Raw genomic sequence first — 19,651 nt, 5'->3', positions numbered from 1 at the left:
CAGGGCCGCATTGTAGGCGGGCCAGTTCGTCGTGCGGTAGCGGGCAGAGGAAGGCTTCGGCATGGACCGAATCTAACGCTCAGGATTCACGACGTGAATCCGCATCACCGATAAGTGCAACAACGTCAAGTCTCGGCCAAAGATAGAGCGGGGGTTGGGCAGGCATTCCGGGCGAAACAGGCCATGTTTCGTCGTCTAGGAAAGTTCCAAACACCATTGCTGACCGTCCCAATCTCGACTGCGCGATGTCGTTTGCAGGATCGGGAAAACCTGCGACGCGATCTGCCCTGAGTCTGCCCGACCTCCATCACTCAGACCTGGCTGGCCCGGCCTTCACTGCGGCTATGGCCTGCGCGAATTCTTTGGTCGCCATCAGCGCCTTGCATCTTGCAAAGCGGCCCTCCGCATAGGCCTGAAAATCATCCGCGGGATTGCCATTAGCCACTTGCAGCAACCCCCAGAGCGTCCAGAGGAGATCACACATCGCCTTGTAGATCACCATGCGGCCATGGTCGAAATCCGAGGGCGGGCCGCCGAAATAGGCCTGCATCATCTCCGCCTCCTGCGCCGCATCGAACCCGGCCTCGACCGCCAAATCGCCCAGATCCCACATCGGATCGTTCATGCCGGAATATTCCCAGTCGACCACCCACATCCGGGTGCCGGTATCGAGGAAGTTCTCGCACAGGGGGTCGCAATGGCAGGGGGCAAGGGGCAGGGGATGGGCGGCCAGCGCGGCGCGGACCGCCTGTGCCTCCTCCAGCACGGTATGGTATCCGTCGGGCAGGGCAACGGGCTTGCCCTCCAGATGACCGAGGTAATCGTCGATCATCGCAAAAAGCTCAAACCGGGCCGGGAACACCGCCCCGGAGGCATGGAGCCGCGCAAAGACCGCGCCGGCCCGGGCGGGACTGCCGGGGCGGGTGCGGAACGCCTCGGGTGTCATCGTGACCGTGCCGTCGATGAAGCCCGTGACCATCACCCCCGTCGCGGGATCGGCATGGATCACGGGGGGAGAGACCCCGGCCGCCGCCGCCGCCTGTGCCGCTGCCGCCTCATTCGCGCGGTCGATGTAATCCGCCGTCCCATGGCCCGGCAGGCGCAGCACCTGCGGCCCCAGCCGGTAGACGCGGTTCGTCAGCCCGCCCATCCGCTCGGCCGGACCGGCATAGCCCGCCAGCGCGGGCAGTGTGGCGATCAGCCCGGCAATCTCGGTCTCGTCCGTCATCATCCCCCCGTTCGTGCTTTCCTGCTGCGGCCCCATGGCTATGCTGGCCGGGCAAGGCGGAGGCTGCAATGGCGGAATCACACGAAGGCGCGCTTGGCGCGGTCTATGCGGCGCAGGCGCCCGAAGAGGTGGCGGCGGCCTATGACCAATGGGCCGAAAGCTATGATGCCGAGATGGCGCAGGCCGGATACCGCCATCCGTCCATCGGGCTGGCGCTTCTGGCGCGCCATCTGCCGCGCGGGGCGGCGCCGCTTCTGGATGCGGGGGTGGGCACCGGGCTGGCCGGGCCGTGGTATGGAATCATGGGCTGGCCCGAGGTCTGGGGCGTGGACATCTCCGAAGGCATGCTGGCGGTGGCGGCGCGCAAGGATGCCTATGCCCGGCTGTCGCGCGCGGTGCTGGGCCAAAGGCTGGACTTCGCCGACGGGCAATTCGCCGGGATCATCTCGACCGGCGTCTTCACCACCGGCCATGTCGGCGTGGAGGCACTGCCGGAGCTGGTGCGCATCCTGCGGCCCGGCGGTGTGATGGTGCTGACAGTGAAAGGGACGCTCTGGGACAGCGGCTTTGCCGTGGCGCTGCTGGAGGCGGGGCTTCAGACGCTGGAGGTGACCGCGCCCTATGTCTCGATGCCGGGCGAGGCCGCGACCACCCCAAGCCGCGCGGTTGCACTGCGGCGGCCCTGAGAGGCTTGCACCCGCCGCGCGAAGCGACTATCTCTGCCCTGCGCAGCGGGCGTTGTGTAATGGTAAGACCCTAGCCTTCCAAGCTAGAGACACGGGTTCGATTCCCGTCGCCCGCTCCAGATTACCCCCCGGTTGTGCCCTGAGACTGCTGTTGCAAGGGGGGCGCTGCCCCCGTCTCCTGCGGAGACTCCCCCGGGATATTTCTGAACAGATGAATGGGGTAGGTGCGGCCCTGTCGGCTTCACCTTGGCTCAAATACCTCCGCGCGCGGGACGCGCCGCTGAGGCAAGGCGCCTTTGCGCCGCAGCCGAGGCAAATGGCTTGCGGCCGCCGTGGCGGCCGCTCCGCCTTGCAACGGGTCAGAGGTTGCCGGCCTGCGGGAAGCCGAGGACGTGGTAGCCACCGTCGACGTGGATGACTTCGCCCGTGGTGGCGGCGCCGTAATCCGAGCAGAGCCAGACCGCGGTGCCGCCGATGGTTTCCAGCGTGGCATTGCGGCGCAGCGGGGCGTTTTCCTCGGTATGGCGGAAGGTGGCCCGGGCGCCGCCGATGGCAGATCCTGCCAGCGTTTTCATCGGGCCGGGGCTGACCGCATTGACCCGCACACCCTGCGGGCCAAGGTCATTGGCCAGATAGCGGGTGGCCGATTCCAGCGCGGCCTTGGCCACGCCCATCACGTTATAGTTGGGCGCGATCTTGTTCGATCCCTGGAAGGTCAGGGTGATCAGGCTGCCGCCTTCGGTCATCATCGGTGCGGCCCGGCGGGCCACGTCGATGAAGCTGTAGCAGGAGATGTTCAGTGAGTTCAGAAAGTTCGCCCGGCTGGTGTTGATGAACCGCCCGGTCAGCTCCGACTTGTCGGAATAAGCGATGGCATGGATGACGAAGTCCAGCCGGTCCCAGCGGGTGGCGATCTGGGCAAAGCACGCGTCGAGCGAGTCTTCGTTGGTCACATCCACATCGACCAGCAGATCAGACCCGACCGAGGCGGCCAGGGGCGCCACGCGGCGGCCGAAGGCCTCTCCCTGATAGGAGAAGGCCAGTTCCGCGCCCTCGGCGTGCAATGCTTTCGCGATGCCCCAGGCGATGGAATGGTCGTTCGCGACACCCATGACGAGGCCACGTTTTCCCTGCATCAGATCGGCCATCGTGGCGTCCCCTTCGTGTTGTCTGAAACGTCAGGCGAGAGGTCGTCAGCCTTGCCAGCGGCTCATCACCAGCGTGGCATTGGTTCCGCCGAAGCCGAAAGAGTTCGACAGCACACCGTCGATTTCCACGCCCTCACGCAGGGTCGTGGCGATTTCACCTGGGTCCAGCGCCGGATCCAGCGTCTCGATATTGGCCGAGGCGGTGATGAAGCCGCCGTTCATCATGATCAGCGAATAGATCGCCTCATGCACGCCGGTGGCGCCCAGGCTGTGCCCGGTCAGCGATTTGGTGGAGGAGATCGGCGGCGTCTGGCCGCGGCCGAAGACGCGGCGGATCGCCTCGACCTCGGTCACGTCGCCCACCGCGGTCGAGGTGCCGTGGCTGTTGATATAGTCGATCCGGCGGCCCTGCGGCAGGGTGGAGAGGGCAAGCTTCATCGACCGCTCACCACCTTCGCCCGAGGGGGCGACCATGTCATAGCCGTCCGAGGTGGCGCCATAGCCGGTCACTTCGCCGTAGATCTTGGCACCGCGGGCAAGGGCATGGTTCAGCTCTTCCAGCACGACCACGCCGCCGCCCCCCGCGATGACGAACCCGTCGCGGTTGGCGTCATAGGCGCGGGCCGCGCGGTCGGGCGTATCGTTGTATTTCGACGACATGGCGCCCATGGCATCGAACAGGCAGGACAGGGTCCAGTCCAGCTCCTCGCCACCGCCGGCAAAGACGATGTCCTGCTTGCCCATCTGGATCAGTTCCGCGCCATTGCCGATGCAATGGGCCGAGGTCGAGCAGGCGGAGGTGATCGAATAGTTCACGCCCTTGATCTTGAACGGCGTGGCAAGGCAGGCTGAGGTGGTCGAGGACATGCCCTTGGTCACGCCGAACGGCCCGATCCGTTTCGGGCTGCCGTTTTCGCGGACGATGTTATGCGCCTTGAAGAAGGATTTGGTCGAAGGCCCGCCCGAGCCGACGATGATCCCGGTGCGCTCGTTCGAGACATCCGACGGCTCCAGCCCGGAATCCTCGATCGCCCGTTTCATGGCGATGAAGTTATAGGCCGCGCCATCGCCCATGAAGCGCAGGTCGCGCTTGTCGATGTGATCTTCGAACACGATCTGCGGCTGGCCGTGCACCTGGCTGCGGAAGCCGCGCTCGGCATAGTCGGGGGCGAAGATGATGCCGGATTTCCCGGCCCGCAGCGAGGCTTCGACCTCTGCCACGGTATTGCCGATGGGCGAGACGATGCCCAGCCCGGTGATGACGACGCGACGCATGGCGTTCCAGTCCTTCCAGAGGTCAGGCGGCCGAGAGGGCGACCTTCATATCTTTCACCAGATAGATGGTTTCGCCGTCGGCTTCCACCCGGCCGTCGGCAACCCCCATGGTCAGGCGGCGGGTTTGCACCGCCTTGGTGAAATCGACATAGTAGCGCAGCATCTTGCGCTCGGGGCGGACCATGCCGGTCAGCTTGACCTCACCCACGCCAAGCGCATAGCCGCGGCCTTCCCAGCCGCGCCAGCCCAGGTTGAAGCCGGTCAGCTGCCACAGCCCGTCCAGACCCAGACAGCCGGGCATGATCGGGTTGCCGGGGAAATGGCAGGCGAAGAACCACAGATCCGGGGTGATGTCGAATTCCGCAACCACATGGCCCTTGCCGTGCTCGCCACCGTCTTCGCTGATTTCGGTGATGCGGTCCATCATCAGCATGGGCGGTTCGGGCAGCTGGGCATTGCCCGGGCCGAACAGTTCCCCGCGTGCACAGGCAAGCAGGTCTTCGCGGTCGAAACTCGTCGGATAACGCCCCATCGGCCCCCTCGATCCCGTGATGGTTCTGATTGAACCCCCTTAACAGAGGCACCGAACATAGGGCAAGGGCGGTGCCCGTCCAAGAGGCCTGCGGCGCATGCGCGCCCGTCCGGCAGGCCAATTGCGGGATTTCCGATTGAAACCGGGTGTCCCGCGGTCCTATATTCACATGAGCTACGCCTTTTAAGGGCAGGAGCGGCAGGAAAGGCGTCATGGATCTGATGACACAGGATCACGTGTCCCCGCGGGTGGCCTCGTGGCTGGAACGGGGCGGGCTCCGGCCGACGCGGCAGCGGCTGGCTCTGGCCGCGCTCTTGGTGGGCGACGGGCAGGACCGCCATGTCACCGCCGAAAGCCTGTTCGAAATGGCCGATCGCGCGGGCGAGAAGGTCAGCCTTGCCACCGTCTACAACACCCTGCGCGCCTTCTGCGATGCCGGGTTGATGAACGAAGTGGTCGTCGACGGGTCGAAAAGCTATTTCGATACCCGCATGGACGACCACCCGCATTTCTTCTGGGAAGATACCGCTGTGCTGACCGATGCGCCGAAAGACCAGCTGAAAATCGCTGGCCTTCCGGAAGCGCCGGGCGGGACCGAGATTTCCCGTGTCGACGTGGTGATCCGCCTGCGCCGGATCTGACCAGCTGCGGCGTCAGAACACGTCGAAGAAGTACAGCAGAATGATGATGGGGATCGGAATGCCGATCAGCCAGGCGAAAATGCCCTTCATGATGCGTGTCCTTTGCTGCGGTTTGTGCAGGAGTAACGCAGGGGGTCGGAGAGGGTTCCGCGGGCGCATGGCACGGATTTCCGGCAAGGGTTTTCTGTGCACGGTGGGCCTTGGTGCAGCATCGCCGGCCTTCGGACTCTCTCCGGCGAACTCATGGGGCAATGACCGGGCATAACCCAGCCCGCCCCGCGCGGCGATCCGCAGGATCTGCACCGACATACAGAAGCGACGGGGTTTCCGATCATCTGGCCGGATAGCGAGATGGCGTTACGCGCATCCTGCCGATGGCTGGTCTCAATCGCCTTGAGCCCGACTATGGCCCCAAACTGCCAGACCGGAGCAGAACCGCACCCCCTGTAGGCCGCGGCAGACGGCGGAGGCGTCATGGTTAAATCTTGGTTGACAATGATTTGGCGACCCCGGGAGGACTTGAACCCCCAACCCCAGACTTAGAAGGTCCGTGCTCTATCCAGTTGAGCTACGGGGCCGTGTTTTCTCTGATAGCGGTTCGGAAAACGGTTCGCAACGCCGCCCGATCCGCCCGGTGTGTTCTTTCCCAGCGGTTTTTGGCCCGGATCGGGAAGTTGGCAGACTGCCTGATCCGGAGGGGCTATGGATACGGGCTGCGCTCTAGGCCAGCGTGCGGGTCATGAAGACCGAGTTCGGGTCTTCGTCATAGCCTTCGAAAGGCGGGCATTCGGTAAAGCCGGCCTTGGCATAAAGCGCGCGGGCGGCGACGAAGGTGGGCTGCACGCCGGTCTCCAGTGACAGCCGGGCGAAGCCCGCGGCGCGCGCCTGATCCAGCAGATGGTCCAGCATCCTGCGCGACAGGCCGCGACCCCGCGCCTCGGTCAGGACATGCATCGACTTGATCTCGGCATGGGTGGCGTCGATCTGCTTGAACGCGCCCATGGCCAGCGGCTGGTCGCCCTCGCGCAGGACGAAGAAGCGCACCTCGGGGATGGCCAGTTCGGTCCGGTCCATCATGTGGATGGATTCGGGCGGGGTGTCGGCATGCATGTCGGCGGTGTGCCGTTCGAACAGCAGCGCCAGATCGGCGGTCAGCGGGCTTTCTTCGGCGATCGTCAGGTCGGGCATCGGTCTCAGCCTTGGGTGCGTTGATAGAGGTGTAGAAGCCGCAGCGCCTCGGCCTCGGGCAGGGCGGCGGAACCGGCGGCATACAGGCAATCGGCATAAAGGCGAAAGCCCGCGGGCGTGGCGATCAGGCGCGCGGCCTCGGCCCGGTGCCAGTCGCAGGCGGCACGGTGCAGGTCGGCCACGCCGGGCAGGGCCATCAGCGCGGCGATTTCTGTGGCCAGCGGGTCCTGCTGGGCCAGTGCGGAAGGGGCGGGCTGGGTGTTGAAGTTGCGCCCGGTCCAATAGGACAGGTCCACCGCCTTGTCGCTGTGGTTGGGCAGGCCGCGGGCGGATTTCACCACAAAACTCTCGGCCGAGCGCAGGGAGTAATGGTGCATCTCGGCCAAGGCACGGTGGCCTTTCAGCGGCATCAGCGACAGACGCTTGTCATTCCCGGCCATGACGCCGGGCAGGGGGCGGCCGCTGCCATCCACCCATGCAGGCGCCGCTCCCTCGCGCTGTTTCGGGCGATGGACGCCGGAGCGGCGAAAGGCGGCGGGGCGGAACAGGGTCTTGAAATAGCTGGCGGCGACCGGGTGGAACATGTCGGGCGGGGCCGCGTGCAGGAACTGGGCGGTGACGGGCCGGTCCTCAAACCGCGCGACGCCATTGGCGCCGAACAGCCGCCACGCCAGCGCGACGGCATCAGTGCCGGGGGGCAAGGCGGCAATCAGGTCGGGCAGACGGTGGTTGCCCACGTGGATCATGGGAAATTCGTCCACGTCGGAGATCAGCATCCAGTCCGCGGCCTTGCGGGTGGGGTGATCCCACGCGGCCTTCAGCGCCTGCCATTGCAGGCTTTCCCCCGGCGCGCAGGGATTGCGCAGATGGACCAGCACCCCCGCCGCGGCCAAAGCGTCCAGCATCCGGTCGGTGCCGTCATGGCAGTCGTTCGACACAACGGTGAAGCCAGTGACACCCAGCATCCGGTGCCAGGCCAGCCATTCCAAGAGGAACGGGCCTTCGTCCTTGACCGCGGTGACGGAATGGATGCGCATGGCCCCTGAATAGCCCCGGCGGAAAACCGAAGGCCAGCGGGAAACTCAGCCCTTTGGCCGCCCGCCGATCCATGTGGCGCGGATGGCGCGGTCATCGCCCATCATGATGGTGGGGAATATCTGCTGCCAAAGGGTCTCGGCCCGGCGGGTGGCCTGCTCGATCGGGAAGGTGGAGGCGAGGTCCACCACCACCAGATCGGCCTCCATCCCCGGGGCGATATTGCCGATCTTGTCCTCGGCATGCAGCGCGCGGGCGGAGCCTTGGGTCGCCAGCCACCACAGCTGCGCCGGATTCAGGGCCTGCCCGCGCAGCTGGGCGATCTCATAGGCCGCGGCCATGGTGTGCAGCATCGAGAAGCTGGACCCGCCGCCGGTGTCGGTGGCCAGACCCACGCGCAACTGCCGTGCAAGGCCCATGTCGAAGAGGCCGGAGCCGATGAAGGTGTTCGAGGTGGGGCAATGGATCAGGCTGGCCCCGGCCTCGATGAGCCGGGCCTTTTCGCGTTCGGTCAGCCAGATCGAATGGCCGTAAAGCGCGCCCTCGCGCAAGAGGCCCTGTGTCTCATAGGTGTCGAGATAGTCGCGCGACTGGGGGAACAGCTCCTTCACCCATTGGATTTCATCGGTCTGCTCGCTCAGATGGGTCTGCATCAGGCAATCGGGATGCTCTTTCCAGAGCTGTCCCATGGCCGCCAGCTGCTCGGGCGTCGAGGTGGGAGAGAAGCGGGGCGTGATCACATAGGACAGCCGGTCCACCCCGTGCCATTTCCGCAGCAGGGCCTTCGAATCGTCATAGGCCGATTGTGCGGTGTCCAGCAGGCCGGGCGGGGCGTTCCTGTCCATGCAGGTCTTGCCGGTATAGACCCGCATTCCCCGCGCCTGCGCCGCCCCGAACAGCGCATCGACCGAGGCCGGGTGGATGGTGGCATAGGAACAGACGGTCGTCGTGCCATGGGCCGTCACGATGTCCAGATAGCGCGCGGCAATGTCTTCAGCATAGGCCGGATCGGCAAAGCGCATCTCTTCGGGGAAGGTGTAGTCGTTCAGCCAATCGATCAGCCGCTTTCCCCAAGAGGCTATCATGGCCGTCTGCGGATAATGCACATGCGCATCGACAAAGCCCGCGGAAATCAGCGCGCGGCCATAATCGTGGCGGGTGGCCTGCGGATGGGCGGCCTTCAGGGCCGAAGCTTCCCCCACGGCGGCGATGCGGCCGCCCTCGACCAGAACGGCACCGTCGCTGATGTGCTGCGCGGCGGCTTCGCCCAGAACGAAGGGATCGCCCGTAAAGTGCAGCACCTGTCCCAGCAGAAGATCGGCCATCTGTCGCCCTTTCCTTGTCTCCGGGCAGCATAAGCGGTCGCGCGGGAAAGGGAATCCGCCGGTTTCCCCTGTTTCGCTGAAACTGCTTTCGCTATGGTCGGGGCAATCGGACAGGGGTGAAGATGCGGGAAACCGAGGCAGAGCGCGACGAAGAAGCCCGGGCGCTGGACCGGATCGAGGCCGTTCTGGCCGCGGTCGAACAGCAGGATGCCGCCGCGGTCGATTCGATTCTGGACCCGCTTCATGCGGCCGATATCGCCGACCTTCTGGAACAGCTTTCGCCCGCCAACCGGTCGGACCTGCTGGCGCTGTGGCATGGCGGGATCGACGGCGAGGTTCTGTCGGAAATCGACGAGTCGATCCGCGAAGAGGTGATCGAGGCGCTGCCGGAATCGGTGGTGGCGGATGCGGTGCGCGAACTGGATACCGACGATGTGGTCGATATCCTTGAGGATCTGGACGAACCTGCGCAGGAGAAGATCCTGGGCGCGCTGGAGGATGCCGACCGTGTCGCCGTGGAACAGGCGATGGGCTATCCGGAATATTCCGCGGGCCGCCTGATGCAGCGCGAAACGGTGGTGGCGCCCGAACACTGGACCGTGGGCGAGACGATTGACTGGCTGCGGGTGGCGGAATGGCTGCCCGACCAGTTCTATCACATCATCCTGACCGATCCGCGGATGCGCCCGGTGGGTTATGTCACGCTGGGACGCGCCCTGTCCTCGGCCCGCGATGTCCGGCTGAAGGATATTGCCGAAGACAGTTTCCGCACGGTGAAAGCCACCGACCCCGAGGCCGATGTGGCCTATATCTTCAACCAGTATCACCTGATCTCCTGCCCGGTGGTGGATGAGAACGGCCGGCTCGCCGGCGTCATCACCATCGACGATGCGATGAACGTGCTGGACGAAGAGCATGAGGAAGACATGCTGCGACTGGCCGGGGTGGGCGACGAAAGCTCGATCCAGGACGGCGTCGTGGAAACGGTGAAAAGCCGCATTCCGTGGCTGTTCGTTAATCTGCTCACCGCCAATATCTCGGCCTTTGTCATCAGCAGGTTCGAGGGCACGATCGGTGCCATCGTGATTCTGGCGGCCCTGATGCCCATCATCGCGTCGATGGGCGGAATTGCGGGAACGCAAAGCCTGACCATTGCCGTCCGGGCGCTGGCCACGCGCGATCTGACCGGCGCCAATGCGCTGCGTATCGTGCGGCGCGAGGCGATGGTGGGCGCGATCAACGGCGGCGCTTTTGCGGTGCTGATGGGGCTGGTGGGCTGGCTGGTCCTTGGCATGCCCCTCTTGGGCGTGGTTCTGGCGCTGGCCATGGTGATCAATCTGATCGTGGCGGCGCTGGCCGGGATTCTGGTGCCCTTGGGGCTGGACCGGCTGGGGTTGGATCCGGCGCTGGCTTCGGGCACTTTCGTGATGACGATGACCGATGTGATCGGCTTTTTTGCTTTTCTGGGGCTGGCATCGGTGATCCTGCTGTGATCGACAAATCCGCCCTGCGCAAAGAGATGCACGCCCGCCGGGCCGTGGCCCATGCCGCGGGGCAGGGGCAGGCGGCGGAACTGCTGGCCGATGTGCTGGCCGCCCATGCCGTGTGCCCGCTGTCCGGTTACATGCCGATGCGGAGCGAGATTGACCCGCTGCCCGCCATGGCGCGGCACACCGGCCCGGTGGGGGTGCCGGTGATCGAGGCCAAGGCCACGCCGTTGCGCTTCCGCGAATGGTCGCCGGGCTGTGTGATGGTGCCCGGCGCCTTCGGGGCCGAGATCCCGGCCGAGGGCGCGTGGATCGTGCCTGAGGTGCTGATCGTGCCGCTTCTGGCCTTTGACGCGCGTGGCTTCCGGCTGGGCTATGGCGGCGGCTTCTATGACCGCACGCTGGAGGGGCTGCGTGCCCGCCACCCGGTGCTGGCCGTGGGCTTTGCCTTTGCCGCGCAGGAGGTGGAGGAGGTTCCGACCGAACCCACCGACCAGCGGCTGGATCTGATCGTGACGGAGGCCGGGGTGAGGGATTTCCGATGATCCGCGCTGCGCTTCTGCTGCTGCTCTCCGCAGGTCCTGCCGCGGCGGGCTGTTTTGCTGCCGACGGCATGCCCGCCCGCGCGATATATGACGGCGGTTCGGTGCTGGAATACCTTGGGCGGGAGGGAGACGTTCTGACCTACCGCAGCGGCAAGGTCACCAGCCGGGTCAAGGACGGGATCTGGCCGTTGGAGAACACGGGCGACGGGTTCCGGCTGGAATACTTCTGGACCGGGGATCTGCCCGATCTGGCGGCGGTCAAGGCGGCGGGCGGCACCGCCCGGATCGAGGGCGAGCGGCAGGATGCCAAGGGCAAGCGGCTGGCCGTTGCGGCCGAAGTGGAGATTCTGGGCCCCGAAGAGGTGGAATGGGAGGATTGCATCTACAAGGCGCTGCGCCTGCGCAAGACCATGTTCGCGGCCGGCCGGAAAGAGGCCGAGGGCGTGGTCGTCTATGCCCCGGATGCGATGATCGTCTTCCGCACCGAAGCGGTGGATCAGGCCAGCGGCAAGACCTTCACCTATGCGCTGGAGGCGTTGGAATAATCCGCGGATGACGGAAATTTTCACGGGCATTCGCCGCCCGCCGCGCTAGACAGGGGGCAACCTTTGCTTCGGGAGATTTCGATGATCCGCCGTCTTGTTGCCGCCGCCCTCATGACCTCGTCCCTGTCGGGGGCCGCCCTTGCCGGGGCCTGCCCGGTTGAACCATCGAAGGTCAGCCTGAATTCCGGCGCCACGATCCGCGTCACCGCGCAGGAGGGCGATACGCTCAGCTATCTGCAAACGGTCGAAGCGACCGGCCAGACGGTGGAGATGACGGTGCATCTGGGCCTTGTCACGCTGACTGCGATGCGCGACGGCGAAGGCGCGGTCTTCGACTGGAAGACCCCGCTGCCCACCGCCGCCGATCTGGTGCCCGGCGCCACCTTCGCGCTGGAGGCGATGCTGGCGACGCCCGGCATCCTGCCGCCGCGGCCCTTCACCGCCGAGATTGAGGTGGTGGGGCTGGAAACCGTCGAGGTGGCGGGGTGCAGCTATGAGGCGCTGAAGGTGATCGTGAAGAACGCCGAGGCGGGCAAACCGCTGGGTGAGACGGTGAAATGGATCCATCTGCCCACGCTGCTGACCCTGAAAAGCGAGATCACCGAAAAGGGCGATACCCGTGTTCAGGAAGTGACTGCGCTGGAATGAGGGCGCTGGCCGCGGGTCTTGCTTTGTGGTCGGGCGCTGCGGGGGCGGTCTGTGTCGAAGGGCCGATCACTGCCATGGACCTGGCCGATGGCACCACTATCGCGGTCACCGGGCGCGAGGGCGACCGGATCGCCACCGAACATCTGGGGCTGGGGATCACGCAACTGCACTGGCAGGGGCTGATCCCGCTGTCCTCGGTCAACCGGCAGGCGCGGCACGAATGGCGCTGGCCCGACCCGCTACCCGATCTGACGGCGCTGCAACAGGGTGCGGTGCTGCGCCTGTCGGGCAGCAAGACCTTCAACGGCACGCCGGACGGGCTGATCGGCTGGACCATCCGGGCGGAAGGGCAGGGCACCGATACCATCGCCGGCTGCGACTATCCGGTGCAACTGCTGCGGGTGGAGGAGACATTCGACGGCAGCCCGCGCAGCGAGGCGGTCTATCACCTGCATACGGCGTCCGGGGTGGTGCTGGGCATCGACCTCGTGAACCTTTTCACCGGAGAGGTGATGCCCGACATGCCTGTGGCGGTGGAATAGCCGTCAGCGGGCGATTTCTTCCTGCCGGACAAACATGTTGGCCCAGGCCCGGTCGATCAGCTCGGGCGACATCTGGTAGGGGATGCCCTCGAATTCGCAGATGGCGATCATCTGGTCGATCAGGAAGGTTGGCTGGTAATTCGCGAAATTCATCGCGATGGTCGGATATTTCACCCGCAGCAGATGCATCAGTGCGCGTTCGTCCAGCGGCATCTTCTTCTTGCGGGCCACCATGGCGAAGATCTTCAGGAACATCTCCTGATTGGGGCCGTCGATCTTGATCTTGAAGAAGATCCGCCGCAGGGCCGCGCCGTCGAAAATCTCGTTCGGGTGGAAGTTGGTCGAGAAGATCACCAGCGTGTCGAAGGGCACGGTGAATTTCTCGCCCGATTGCAGGGCAAGAATGTCGCGGCTTTCTTCCAGCGGCACGATCCAGCGGTTGACGATCTTCTGCGGCGGCTCGGCCTGACGGCCAAGGTCGTCGATGATGAAGATGCCGCCGGTGGCCTTGAGCTGCAACGGCGCCTGATAGGTGCGCGAGGTGGGGTTGTAGGCGAGGTCCAGCATGTCGAGCGAAAGCTCGCCCCCGGTGATGACCGAGGGCCGGTCGCACCAGACATAGCGCTGGTCGAAGCGGTTCGAGGTGCGGCGCAGGCTGTTCGGGTCGTCGCTGATCTCGGCTGCGGCGGAATGGACGATCGGGTCATAGACGCTGATGATCTGGCCCGCATATTCGATGGCGCGCGGAACATAGACCTTGTCGCCGATGGCGGCGCGAATGCCGTGCGAGATCGAGGATTTGCCGTTGCCGGGCGGGCCATACATCAGGATCGACCGGCCCGAGGTCACGGCGGGGCCAAGGTTGCCGATCAGGTCCGACGGCAGGATCAAATGGCCCATGCCCGCCATCAGCTGATCGCGGGTCAGCTTGATGTTGCGGATCGACTGGCGCTTGATCTGTTCGGAATACTGGCTCAGCGGAACCGGGATCGCGCCGTAATATTCGGACTGGGACAGCGCATCCAGCGCGCGACTTTTGCCGGCATCGGTCAGCTGATAGCCCATTTCGTTGCCGGAATTGGCATGCAGCGTGCCCGTCGCCTCGATCAGACGCTGGCTGCGGGCCAGATCGACCAGTTCCTGCGTCAGCGGCACGGTCAAGGCGATGGCTTTGGACAGGGCCGAGACAAGGTCCAGATTGGTGCGGAACATCGTCTTCAGCAGCACATCCCGCATCATCACGGTCGAGATGCCGGTGTCGGCCAGCGTCTTCGGGCTGGCCGGAGACTGCACGCCCTGTGCCGGTGCCGCCGCCGAAGTGACCTGAACGTTCATCGCACGCCCCCTGTTCAACGGGGCCACGGGCGGCCCCGGACCGGGTCATGCCTGCAAAAGGTGTCAGCCTTTGGGCAGGAAGGCGGCGAGAAGATAGAGGACCAGCATCGCCGACAGCGCAAGGCCCATCGGGAACATCTTCTTCTTGTCCCAGCTGGTCCAGTCCGGGGTGGCGCGGCGCACGGCGGGGATCTGTTTCAGGATGCGGTGCAGGATCAGCGCGCCAAGCGAACAGCCAGCGTAGAGAAGCGCGATCAGATAGATGTCGCCCCCGATGAAGACGCCCGCCATGGCGGCGGCAAACTTGGCATCGCCCGCGCCGAACAGCCCGATCATGTTGCCAAGGAAGCCCAGCACAAGCACAGCCGCCATCAACGCAAAGCTCCACAGCCAAGGTGTCAGGCCGACGGCATACCAGCCCACGGCCACCCAGACCGCCACCATGGCCAGAACCGCCCGGTTCGGGATCTTCATCGACTTCAGGTCGGACCAGGCGACCCAGACGGCAATGGGCAGGACGAAAGGCAGAAGGACAAGCGCCTGCTGGACGGTCGGAAGCGTGAAATTCATGGGATCAATTCGTCACATTGGCATCAAGTGCGGCCAGCGAGCGGCTGGCGGCCTCGAAATGTTGCGGATGGGTGTCGATGGCCTGCTGCAGCAGACCCTTGCCGACGGAGACGTCGCCTTGCTTGATGGCGGCCAGCGCCATCGTATACAGCAGCTCGGCCCGTTCGGTCTGGGTCATCTCGACCACGGGCAGATCATATTTGCGCTGCGCCGCGCGGGACAGGACAAGGTTGTTCTTCGCGGTGAACATCCCGGGATCATAGGTCAGCGCCTGAATGAACAGCTTTTCTGCGCCGCCGAAATCCTGCCGGGTCAGTTTCGAAAAGCCCCAGTTGTTCAGCACGCTGGCCGGCTTCGACGTCAGGCCGGCGGCGATTTCATAGAAGCTGTCCGCCTTTTTCCAGTTCTTCTCGCTGTCGGCGATCATCGCCTCCAGCCGGTAGCGGTCATAGGTTTCATGGGTGGGGGGCACGGTGTTCAGCGTGGCCTTTGCGCGGTCCCACTGGTTGGCGCGGATCTGGGCATCGGCCAGCATCACCTTGTCATCGGCGGTGCCTTCGGGGCTGGCGGCGACCTTTTCCCAGACCTGTGCCGCCTCCAGCGGCTTTTGCGCCCGCACCAGAGACTTGGCCAGCCCGCGCATCAGATCCACCCGGCCGGGGTCTTTTTGCAGGGCACCCTGGAAATAGGCCACTGCCTCATTCGGGTCGCCCACAGTCAGCATGATGTCGTTGAGATTGGACTCGTCGATGACATTCACGTCCTTGACGGCCCGCTGAACCTGCGCATCGGTCGCGTTCTGGCACGCGGCCAGAACCGCCGTGCCGCTAAGGCACAGCGCAAGCAAAACAGGGTGGCGCATTGTTGCGTCCTTTTGGTTGACTGCCCGGTCGTCCCCAACCCGTCAAAGCTGCGTCAGAAGGACATACTGCCCCTTGTCGCGCCGGACGAGCTGGAACTCGCCTTCTTCTTCCGTCCCGGGATCATACACGGCCGCCTCGGACCGCGCGATAGCCAGTTTCAGATTGTCGCGGATCGAGTCCGTTTGGCCACTGTCCAGCGCATAGGCGCGCTGGAACATGGCCCGGGCCTCGCCGTATTTGTCGCGCTCCATCAGCACCACGCCCAGATTGTTCAGGGCGGGCACGAAATCGGGGTCGATCTCCAGCGCGCGGCGCAGGATCTGTTCGGCCTGACCCAGCCGGCCAAGCGCCAGATTGGCCGAGCCGATGGCCGACAGCGTGTCGATGCTGATGCCATCCTCGGCCGCCGCGCGGAGATAGGATTTCAGCGCCAGTTCCGGCTCGTTCGCGGCCATCAGCCGGTGACCGACCAGCAGGCCATCGACGGCCGCACGCTTGGGGTCGGCCCCATAGGGGGTATTGCGCGAAAGGTCCGGGCCGCAGGCGGCCAGGACCAGCAATAACAGCAAAACGATGCCTGCCCTTTTCACTCTGCCCTCGCGGGCCTCGTGACGGGCCCTTTACATGCTGCCCAGCATGACGGAGATCCCGTAGACCGAAGGCCCGATCAGGATCACCATCAGCGGCGGGACGGTGAACATCATTGTGCCAAGGGTCAGCTTCGTCGGCAACATGTTTGCCTTCTCTTCGGCGCGCATCACGCGCTTGTCGCGCATGTCGGCGGAATAGACCCGCAGCGCCTCGGCGATCGACGTGCCGAAGGTGGCCGATTGCACCAGAGTGGTGACGAAGCTGGCCACGTCGGGCACGCCCACACGTTCGGACATGTCCTTCAGGACGGTGACCCGTTCCTTGCCGGCCTTGACCTCATTCGCCACCATCTCGAATTCATCGGCCAGTGCCGGGTAGCCTGCACGGCTTTCGCGGCCCACCCGGATGATCGCCTGATCCAGCGACTGCCCCGCCTCGACACAGACCAGCATCATGTCCAGCGCATCGGGAAAGCCCTGGATGATCTCGGTCTGGCGCTTTTCCAGCCGCTTGTTCACCCAGTATTGCGGCAGGTAATAGCCCATGGCGCCGGGCATCAGCGTATAAAGCATCATCGACTGGGTCGAGACTTCGGTCGTGGCGGACTGGATCATCGCATAGATCAGGCCCAGCACCAGAAAACCGATACCCAGCACCATCTTGGCGGCATGGAACAGCCGCACCGCGCCCTTGTCTGGATAGCCTGCCCGCAGAAGCTTCAGCCGGATGGCGGACATTTCGTCGGCCTTCTGCGGCTCAAGGAAATGGGCGTATTTCTCCAGCTTGTCGCCCTTGCCCGCGGCACGGCGCAGGGTTTTCCCGGCACCGGCCTGCGGTTTCGTCTCTGCCTTCAGCTCGGCGAAACGGTCACGCTCTTTCTTCATCATGGTGGGCAGGGCGATCAGGATCAGCACCACGCCCAAGAGGCCAACCGCGATCAGCGGGCCAAGCGGGCCCAGAAGATCGACCAGTGTCTGGTTCAGATTGGAGAGCATGACGGGCCTCAGACCTTGATGTTGGTCATGATCTTCATGAAGATCACGTTGATGATGAGGAAGGTGAACACGACCAGCGCCGCCGGGATGAAGACCGGGGTCTCTTTCACCTCGTCATAATAGTCCGGCTGGATCACGGTGATCATGATCAGCGCCAGGATCGGGAAGGCCGACAGGAACATGCCCGACCATTTCGCCTCGGCGGTAATGGCCCTGACACGGCGGAACAGCTTGAACCGGGCGCGGATCACCTTGGCCAGCCCTTCCAGAATTTCGGCAAGGTTGCCGCCGGATTGCTGCTGGATCGACACGGCCACCGCAAGAAAGCGCAGGTCCTGGCTGTCCATCCGTTCGGCAAAGGCCTTCAGGCTTTCGGAAATGTCGCGGCCATAGGCGGATTCGTCGGCGATGACCCCGAATTCGGATCCCAGAGGATCGGCCACCTCACGCGCGACGATGGCCACGGCCGAGGAAAACGGGTGTCCCACCCGCAGCGAACGCACCATCAGCTCCACCGCATCGGGCAGCTGTTCTTCCAGAAGCGACATCCGCTTCTTGGCCTTGTTGTTCACCCAGACATAGACGCCGCCCACCCCCATGGCCACGGCGACGAGCGCGCGCGTGCCAAGGTCGGCAGAGGTGCCCACCGTCAGCCCCAGAAAGGCAAAGACCGACAGCCCCGCCATGATGCCGATCAGCTGCATGGGCGAGAAGGCAATATTCGCCCGCTGCGCCTTCTTGGCCAGCATCGAATAAAGCGGGATGTTCTTCGAATTCAGATGCTGGTTCATCTCCTTGCGGAGCTGCTCCAGCACCTGTTCGCGGTTGCCGTTCTTTTCCAGAAGCGTCAGCCGGCGCGAGATCCGGTTGTTCAGGCTGATCGACTTGCCGAAGACGGTCAGATACAGGCCCTCGACCAGCACCACGACCGCGACGAAGATCATGATATAGATAAGAGGGGCGATGCTGATCTGCATGATCGGGCCTCAGTTGATGGGTTCGTAGATCGAGGCCGGCAGGTCAAAGCCCCACTGGCGGAAACGGTCCGAATAGGCCGAGCGGATGCCGGTCGCGTTGAAGCGACCGATGATCTTGCCCGAAGGCTCGATCCCAAGGCGTTCGTAGCGGAAGACCTCCTGCATCGAGATCACCTCGCCCTCCATCCCGGTGATTTCCGTGACCGAAGTCATGCGGCGCGATCCGTCCTGAAGGCGCGAGGCCTGCACGATCAGGTTGACCGCGCTGGCGATCTGGCTGCGCACGGCCTTCAACGGCATTTCGATACCCGCCATGGCGACCATGTTTTCCAGACGGGAAATGCCGTCGCGCGGGTTGTTCGCGTGGATCGTGGTCATGGAGCCGTCGTGGCCGGTGTTCATGGCCTGCAGCATGTCGATCACTTCCTCGCCGCGGGTTTCGCCCACGATGATCCGGTCGGGCCGCATCCGCAGGGCGTTGCGCAGACAGTCGCGCTGTGTGACCGCGCCCTTGCCTTCGACGTTGGCCGGGCGGCTTTCCATCCGGCCGACATGGACCTGTTGCAGCTGCAATTCGGCGGTATCCTCGATCGTCAGCACCCGTTCGGTGTTGTCAATGAAGGAGGACAGCGCGTTCAGCGTGGTGGTCTTGCCCGAACCCGTCCCGCCCGAGACGATGATGTTCAGCCGGCAGGATACGGCGGCCTGAAGATAGGCGGCCATTTCTTCGGTAAAGGCGCCAAAGCGCACAAGATCTTCGATCTTGAGCTTTTCCTTCTTGAACTTCCGGATCGAGACGAGCGAGCCGTCCACCGCCACCGGGGGCACCATGCAGTTGAACCGGCTGCCATCGGCAAGACGGGCGTCGCAATAGGGGTTCGATTCATCGACACGGCGGCCCACGGCGGAGACGATCTTGTCGATGATCCGCATCAGGTGGCGTTCGTCGCGGAAGGTCACGTCCGACAGCTGCAGCTTGCCCGCGCGTTCGACGAAGACCCGCTTCGGGCCGTTTACCAGAATGTCGTTGACCGTCTCGTCCTTCAGCAGGGGCTCCAGCGGGCCAAGGCCCATCACTTCGTCATAAAGCTCCTGCACCAGAAGGGTACGGTCGTCCTTGTTCAACGCGACGGACATGTCATCCAGCGCCTCGGAGCTGAGCTGCGAGATTTCCGCCTTCAGATTCGCCTCGGAAGCATGTTCCAGCGCCGCAAGGTTCAGGTTTTCCAGAAGCCGCTTGTGGATCTCAAGCTTGAGCTCCATCAGCCGGTCCTTGCGCTTCTTCTCCTTGTCGGCGGCCACGGCCTCGGCTGGTGAGCGTCCGGTCACCGCGACGGGCCGGGTGGCGGCGGCCGTTTTCGGCGTGGGCGCGGCTGCCGCGGGTTTCGTCACCGCGGCAGGGGCCGGGGCAGGGGTGCCCGGGCGCGGTGCGGCACCGGCGGTGGTGGGAGGGGCGTCTTTGCGGAAACGGCTGAACATGGGACTACCCTTGATG

The 19,651-nt window shown here is 64.6% G+C and carries 22 protein-coding genes and 2 tRNA genes; 8 read left to right on the top strand and 16 right to left on the bottom strand.

What is annotated here, in order from left to right; translation table 11 throughout:
- Positions 1-307: 307 nt before the first annotated feature.
- Positions 308-1,228: a phosphotransferase gene (locus ACO2Q5_RS13880; RefSeq protein ID WP_423292001.1), complete on the bottom strand. Its 921-nt coding sequence runs from the start codon at positions 1,226-1,228 to the stop codon at positions 308-310.
- A 68-nt stretch (positions 1,229-1,296) separates the two neighbouring features.
- Between ACO2Q5_RS13880 and ACO2Q5_RS13875 the strand changes: the two genes are divergently transcribed.
- Both ACO2Q5_RS13875 and ACO2Q5_RS13870 read left to right on the top strand, forming a co-directional pair.
- Positions 1,297-1,914, top strand: a complete 618-nt coding sequence (locus tag ACO2Q5_RS13875; protein ID WP_423291999.1) for a class I SAM-dependent DNA methyltransferase — start codon at positions 1,297-1,299, stop codon at positions 1,912-1,914.
- A 45-nt stretch (positions 1,915-1,959) separates the two neighbouring features.
- Positions 1,960-2,033, top strand: a tRNA-Gly gene (locus ACO2Q5_RS13870).
- 240 nt (positions 2,034-2,273) lie between these two features.
- Here ACO2Q5_RS13870 and ACO2Q5_RS13865 read toward each other — a convergent pair.
- The 3 genes from ACO2Q5_RS13865 to fabA are packed head-to-tail and all read right to left on the bottom strand — an operon-like array spanning position 2,274 to position 4,869.
- Entirely contained in the window at positions 2,274-3,062 is a 789-nt protein-coding gene (locus ACO2Q5_RS13865; RefSeq protein ID WP_423291997.1) for an enoyl-ACP reductase FabI, read from the bottom strand.
- 45 nt (positions 3,063-3,107) lie between these two features.
- Complete coding sequence (gene fabB / locus ACO2Q5_RS13860; protein ID WP_423291995.1) at positions 3,108-4,337, bottom strand: beta-ketoacyl-ACP synthase I; 1,230 nt, start codon at positions 4,335-4,337, stop codon at positions 3,108-3,110.
- A 22-nt stretch (positions 4,338-4,359) separates the two neighbouring features.
- A complete protein-coding gene (gene fabA, locus ACO2Q5_RS13855; RefSeq protein ID WP_423291993.1) occupies positions 4,360-4,869 on the bottom strand; it encodes a bifunctional 3-hydroxydecanoyl-ACP dehydratase/trans-2-decenoyl-ACP isomerase in 510 nt (169 codons plus the stop codon).
- A 212-nt stretch (positions 4,870-5,081) separates the two neighbouring features.
- Here fabA and irrA point away from each other — a divergent pair, with 212 nt between their 5' ends.
- On the top strand, positions 5,082-5,510 hold the full coding sequence (gene irrA, locus ACO2Q5_RS13850) for an iron response transcriptional regulator IrrA (RefSeq protein ID WP_423291991.1): 429 nt from the start codon (positions 5,082-5,084) through the stop codon (positions 5,508-5,510).
- Between the two features lie 12 nt (positions 5,511-5,522).
- On the opposite strand, the gene ACO2Q5_RS13845 is transcribed toward irrA, so the two are convergent.
- From ACO2Q5_RS13845 to guaD, 5 genes are all read right to left on the bottom strand, one after another.
- Positions 5,523-5,819 carry a hypothetical protein gene (locus ACO2Q5_RS13845; protein ID WP_423291989.1) on the bottom strand — a complete coding sequence of 99 codons (297 nt, stop codon included), beginning with the start codon at positions 5,817-5,819 and terminating at the stop codon, positions 5,523-5,525.
- Positions 5,820-6,011: 192 nt separating this feature from the next.
- Positions 6,012-6,088 (bottom strand) — tRNA-Arg (locus ACO2Q5_RS13840).
- A gap of 142 nt (positions 6,089-6,230) precedes the next feature.
- The gene (locus ACO2Q5_RS13835) at positions 6,231-6,698 is read right to left on the bottom strand and encodes a GNAT family N-acetyltransferase (protein ID WP_423291987.1); all 468 of its coding nucleotides are present in this window, start codon (positions 6,696-6,698) and stop codon (positions 6,231-6,233) included.
- Between the two features lie 5 nt (positions 6,699-6,703).
- Positions 6,704-7,735 (bottom strand): glycosyltransferase family 2 protein, encoded by a 1,032-nt coding sequence (locus ACO2Q5_RS13830; RefSeq protein WP_423291985.1) that lies wholly within the window; start codon positions 7,733-7,735, stop codon positions 6,704-6,706.
- 45 nt (positions 7,736-7,780) lie between these two features.
- Positions 7,781-9,058 carry a guanine deaminase gene (gene guaD, locus ACO2Q5_RS13825; RefSeq protein ID WP_423291983.1) on the bottom strand — a complete coding sequence of 426 codons (1,278 nt, stop codon included), beginning with the start codon at positions 9,056-9,058 and terminating at the stop codon, positions 7,781-7,783.
- A gap of 122 nt (positions 9,059-9,180) precedes the next feature.
- Here guaD and mgtE point away from each other — a divergent pair, with 122 nt between their 5' ends.
- The 5 genes from mgtE (at position 9,181) to ACO2Q5_RS13800 (ending at position 12,825) form a co-directional block, all read left to right on the top strand.
- Positions 9,181-10,551: a magnesium transporter gene (gene mgtE, locus ACO2Q5_RS13820; protein WP_423291981.1), complete on the top strand. Its 1,371-nt coding sequence runs from the start codon at positions 9,181-9,183 to the stop codon at positions 10,549-10,551.
- Positions 10,548-11,090 (top strand): 5-formyltetrahydrofolate cyclo-ligase, encoded by a 543-nt coding sequence (locus ACO2Q5_RS13815; protein WP_423291979.1) that lies wholly within the window; start codon positions 10,548-10,550, stop codon positions 11,088-11,090. The genes mgtE and ACO2Q5_RS13815 overlap by 4 nt, the downstream gene beginning before the upstream one ends.
- Positions 11,087-11,635, top strand: a complete 549-nt coding sequence (locus ACO2Q5_RS13810) for a hypothetical protein (RefSeq protein ID WP_423291977.1) — start codon at positions 11,087-11,089, stop codon at positions 11,633-11,635. Before ACO2Q5_RS13815 ends, ACO2Q5_RS13810 begins: the two co-directional genes overlap by 4 nt.
- Before the next feature lie 81 nt (positions 11,636-11,716).
- Positions 11,717-12,283 (top strand): hypothetical protein, encoded by a 567-nt coding sequence (locus ACO2Q5_RS13805; RefSeq protein ID WP_423291975.1) that lies wholly within the window; start codon positions 11,717-11,719, stop codon positions 12,281-12,283.
- Positions 12,280-12,825, top strand: a complete 546-nt coding sequence (locus ACO2Q5_RS13800; protein ID WP_423291973.1) for a hypothetical protein — start codon at positions 12,280-12,282, stop codon at positions 12,823-12,825. Before ACO2Q5_RS13805 ends, ACO2Q5_RS13800 begins: the two co-directional genes overlap by 4 nt.
- Before the next feature lie 3 nt (positions 12,826-12,828).
- Here ACO2Q5_RS13800 and ACO2Q5_RS13795 read toward each other — a convergent pair whose 3' ends face one another.
- The 7 genes from ACO2Q5_RS13795 to ACO2Q5_RS13765 all read right to left on the bottom strand — a co-directional run bounded on the left by ACO2Q5_RS13795 (position 12,829) and on the right by ACO2Q5_RS13765 (position 19,635).
- Complete coding sequence (locus tag ACO2Q5_RS13795; protein WP_423291971.1) at positions 12,829-14,160, bottom strand: ATPase; 1,332 nt, start codon at positions 14,158-14,160, stop codon at positions 12,829-12,831.
- Between the two features lie 63 nt (positions 14,161-14,223).
- On the bottom strand, positions 14,224-14,730 hold the full coding sequence (locus ACO2Q5_RS13790; RefSeq protein WP_423291969.1) for an A24 family peptidase: 507 nt from the start codon (positions 14,728-14,730) through the stop codon (positions 14,224-14,226).
- A 4-nt stretch (positions 14,731-14,734) separates the two neighbouring features.
- On the bottom strand, positions 14,735-15,592 hold the full coding sequence (locus ACO2Q5_RS13785; RefSeq protein WP_423291967.1) for a tetratricopeptide repeat protein: 858 nt from the start codon (positions 15,590-15,592) through the stop codon (positions 14,735-14,737).
- A 42-nt stretch (positions 15,593-15,634) separates the two neighbouring features.
- Positions 15,635-16,183, bottom strand: coding sequence for a tetratricopeptide repeat protein (locus ACO2Q5_RS13780; protein WP_423291965.1), 549 nt, complete (start codon positions 16,181-16,183; stop codon positions 15,635-15,637).
- Between the two features lie 30 nt (positions 16,184-16,213).
- Positions 16,214-17,179 carry a type II secretion system F family protein gene (locus tag ACO2Q5_RS13775; protein ID WP_423291963.1) on the bottom strand — a complete coding sequence of 322 codons (966 nt, stop codon included), beginning with the start codon at positions 17,177-17,179 and terminating at the stop codon, positions 16,214-16,216.
- An 8-nt stretch (positions 17,180-17,187) separates the two neighbouring features.
- Positions 17,188-18,156, bottom strand: a complete 969-nt coding sequence (locus tag ACO2Q5_RS13770; protein WP_423291961.1) for a type II secretion system F family protein — start codon at positions 18,154-18,156, stop codon at positions 17,188-17,190.
- A 9-nt stretch (positions 18,157-18,165) separates the two neighbouring features.
- On the bottom strand, positions 18,166-19,635 hold the full coding sequence (locus ACO2Q5_RS13765) for a CpaF family protein (RefSeq protein WP_423291959.1): 1,470 nt from the start codon (positions 19,633-19,635) through the stop codon (positions 18,166-18,168).
- Positions 19,636-19,651: the final 16 nt, after the last annotated feature.

Origin of the sequence: Neotabrizicola sp. VNH66, assembly GCF_049445895.1 — a bacterium.
In the GTDB taxonomy this organism is placed as follows: Bacteria; Pseudomonadota; Alphaproteobacteria; order Rhodobacterales; family Rhodobacteraceae; genus Pseudogemmobacter.
The sequence above is the reverse complement of the archived record's forward strand: the minus strand, read 5'-3'. Positions and strand labels throughout refer to the sequence as shown.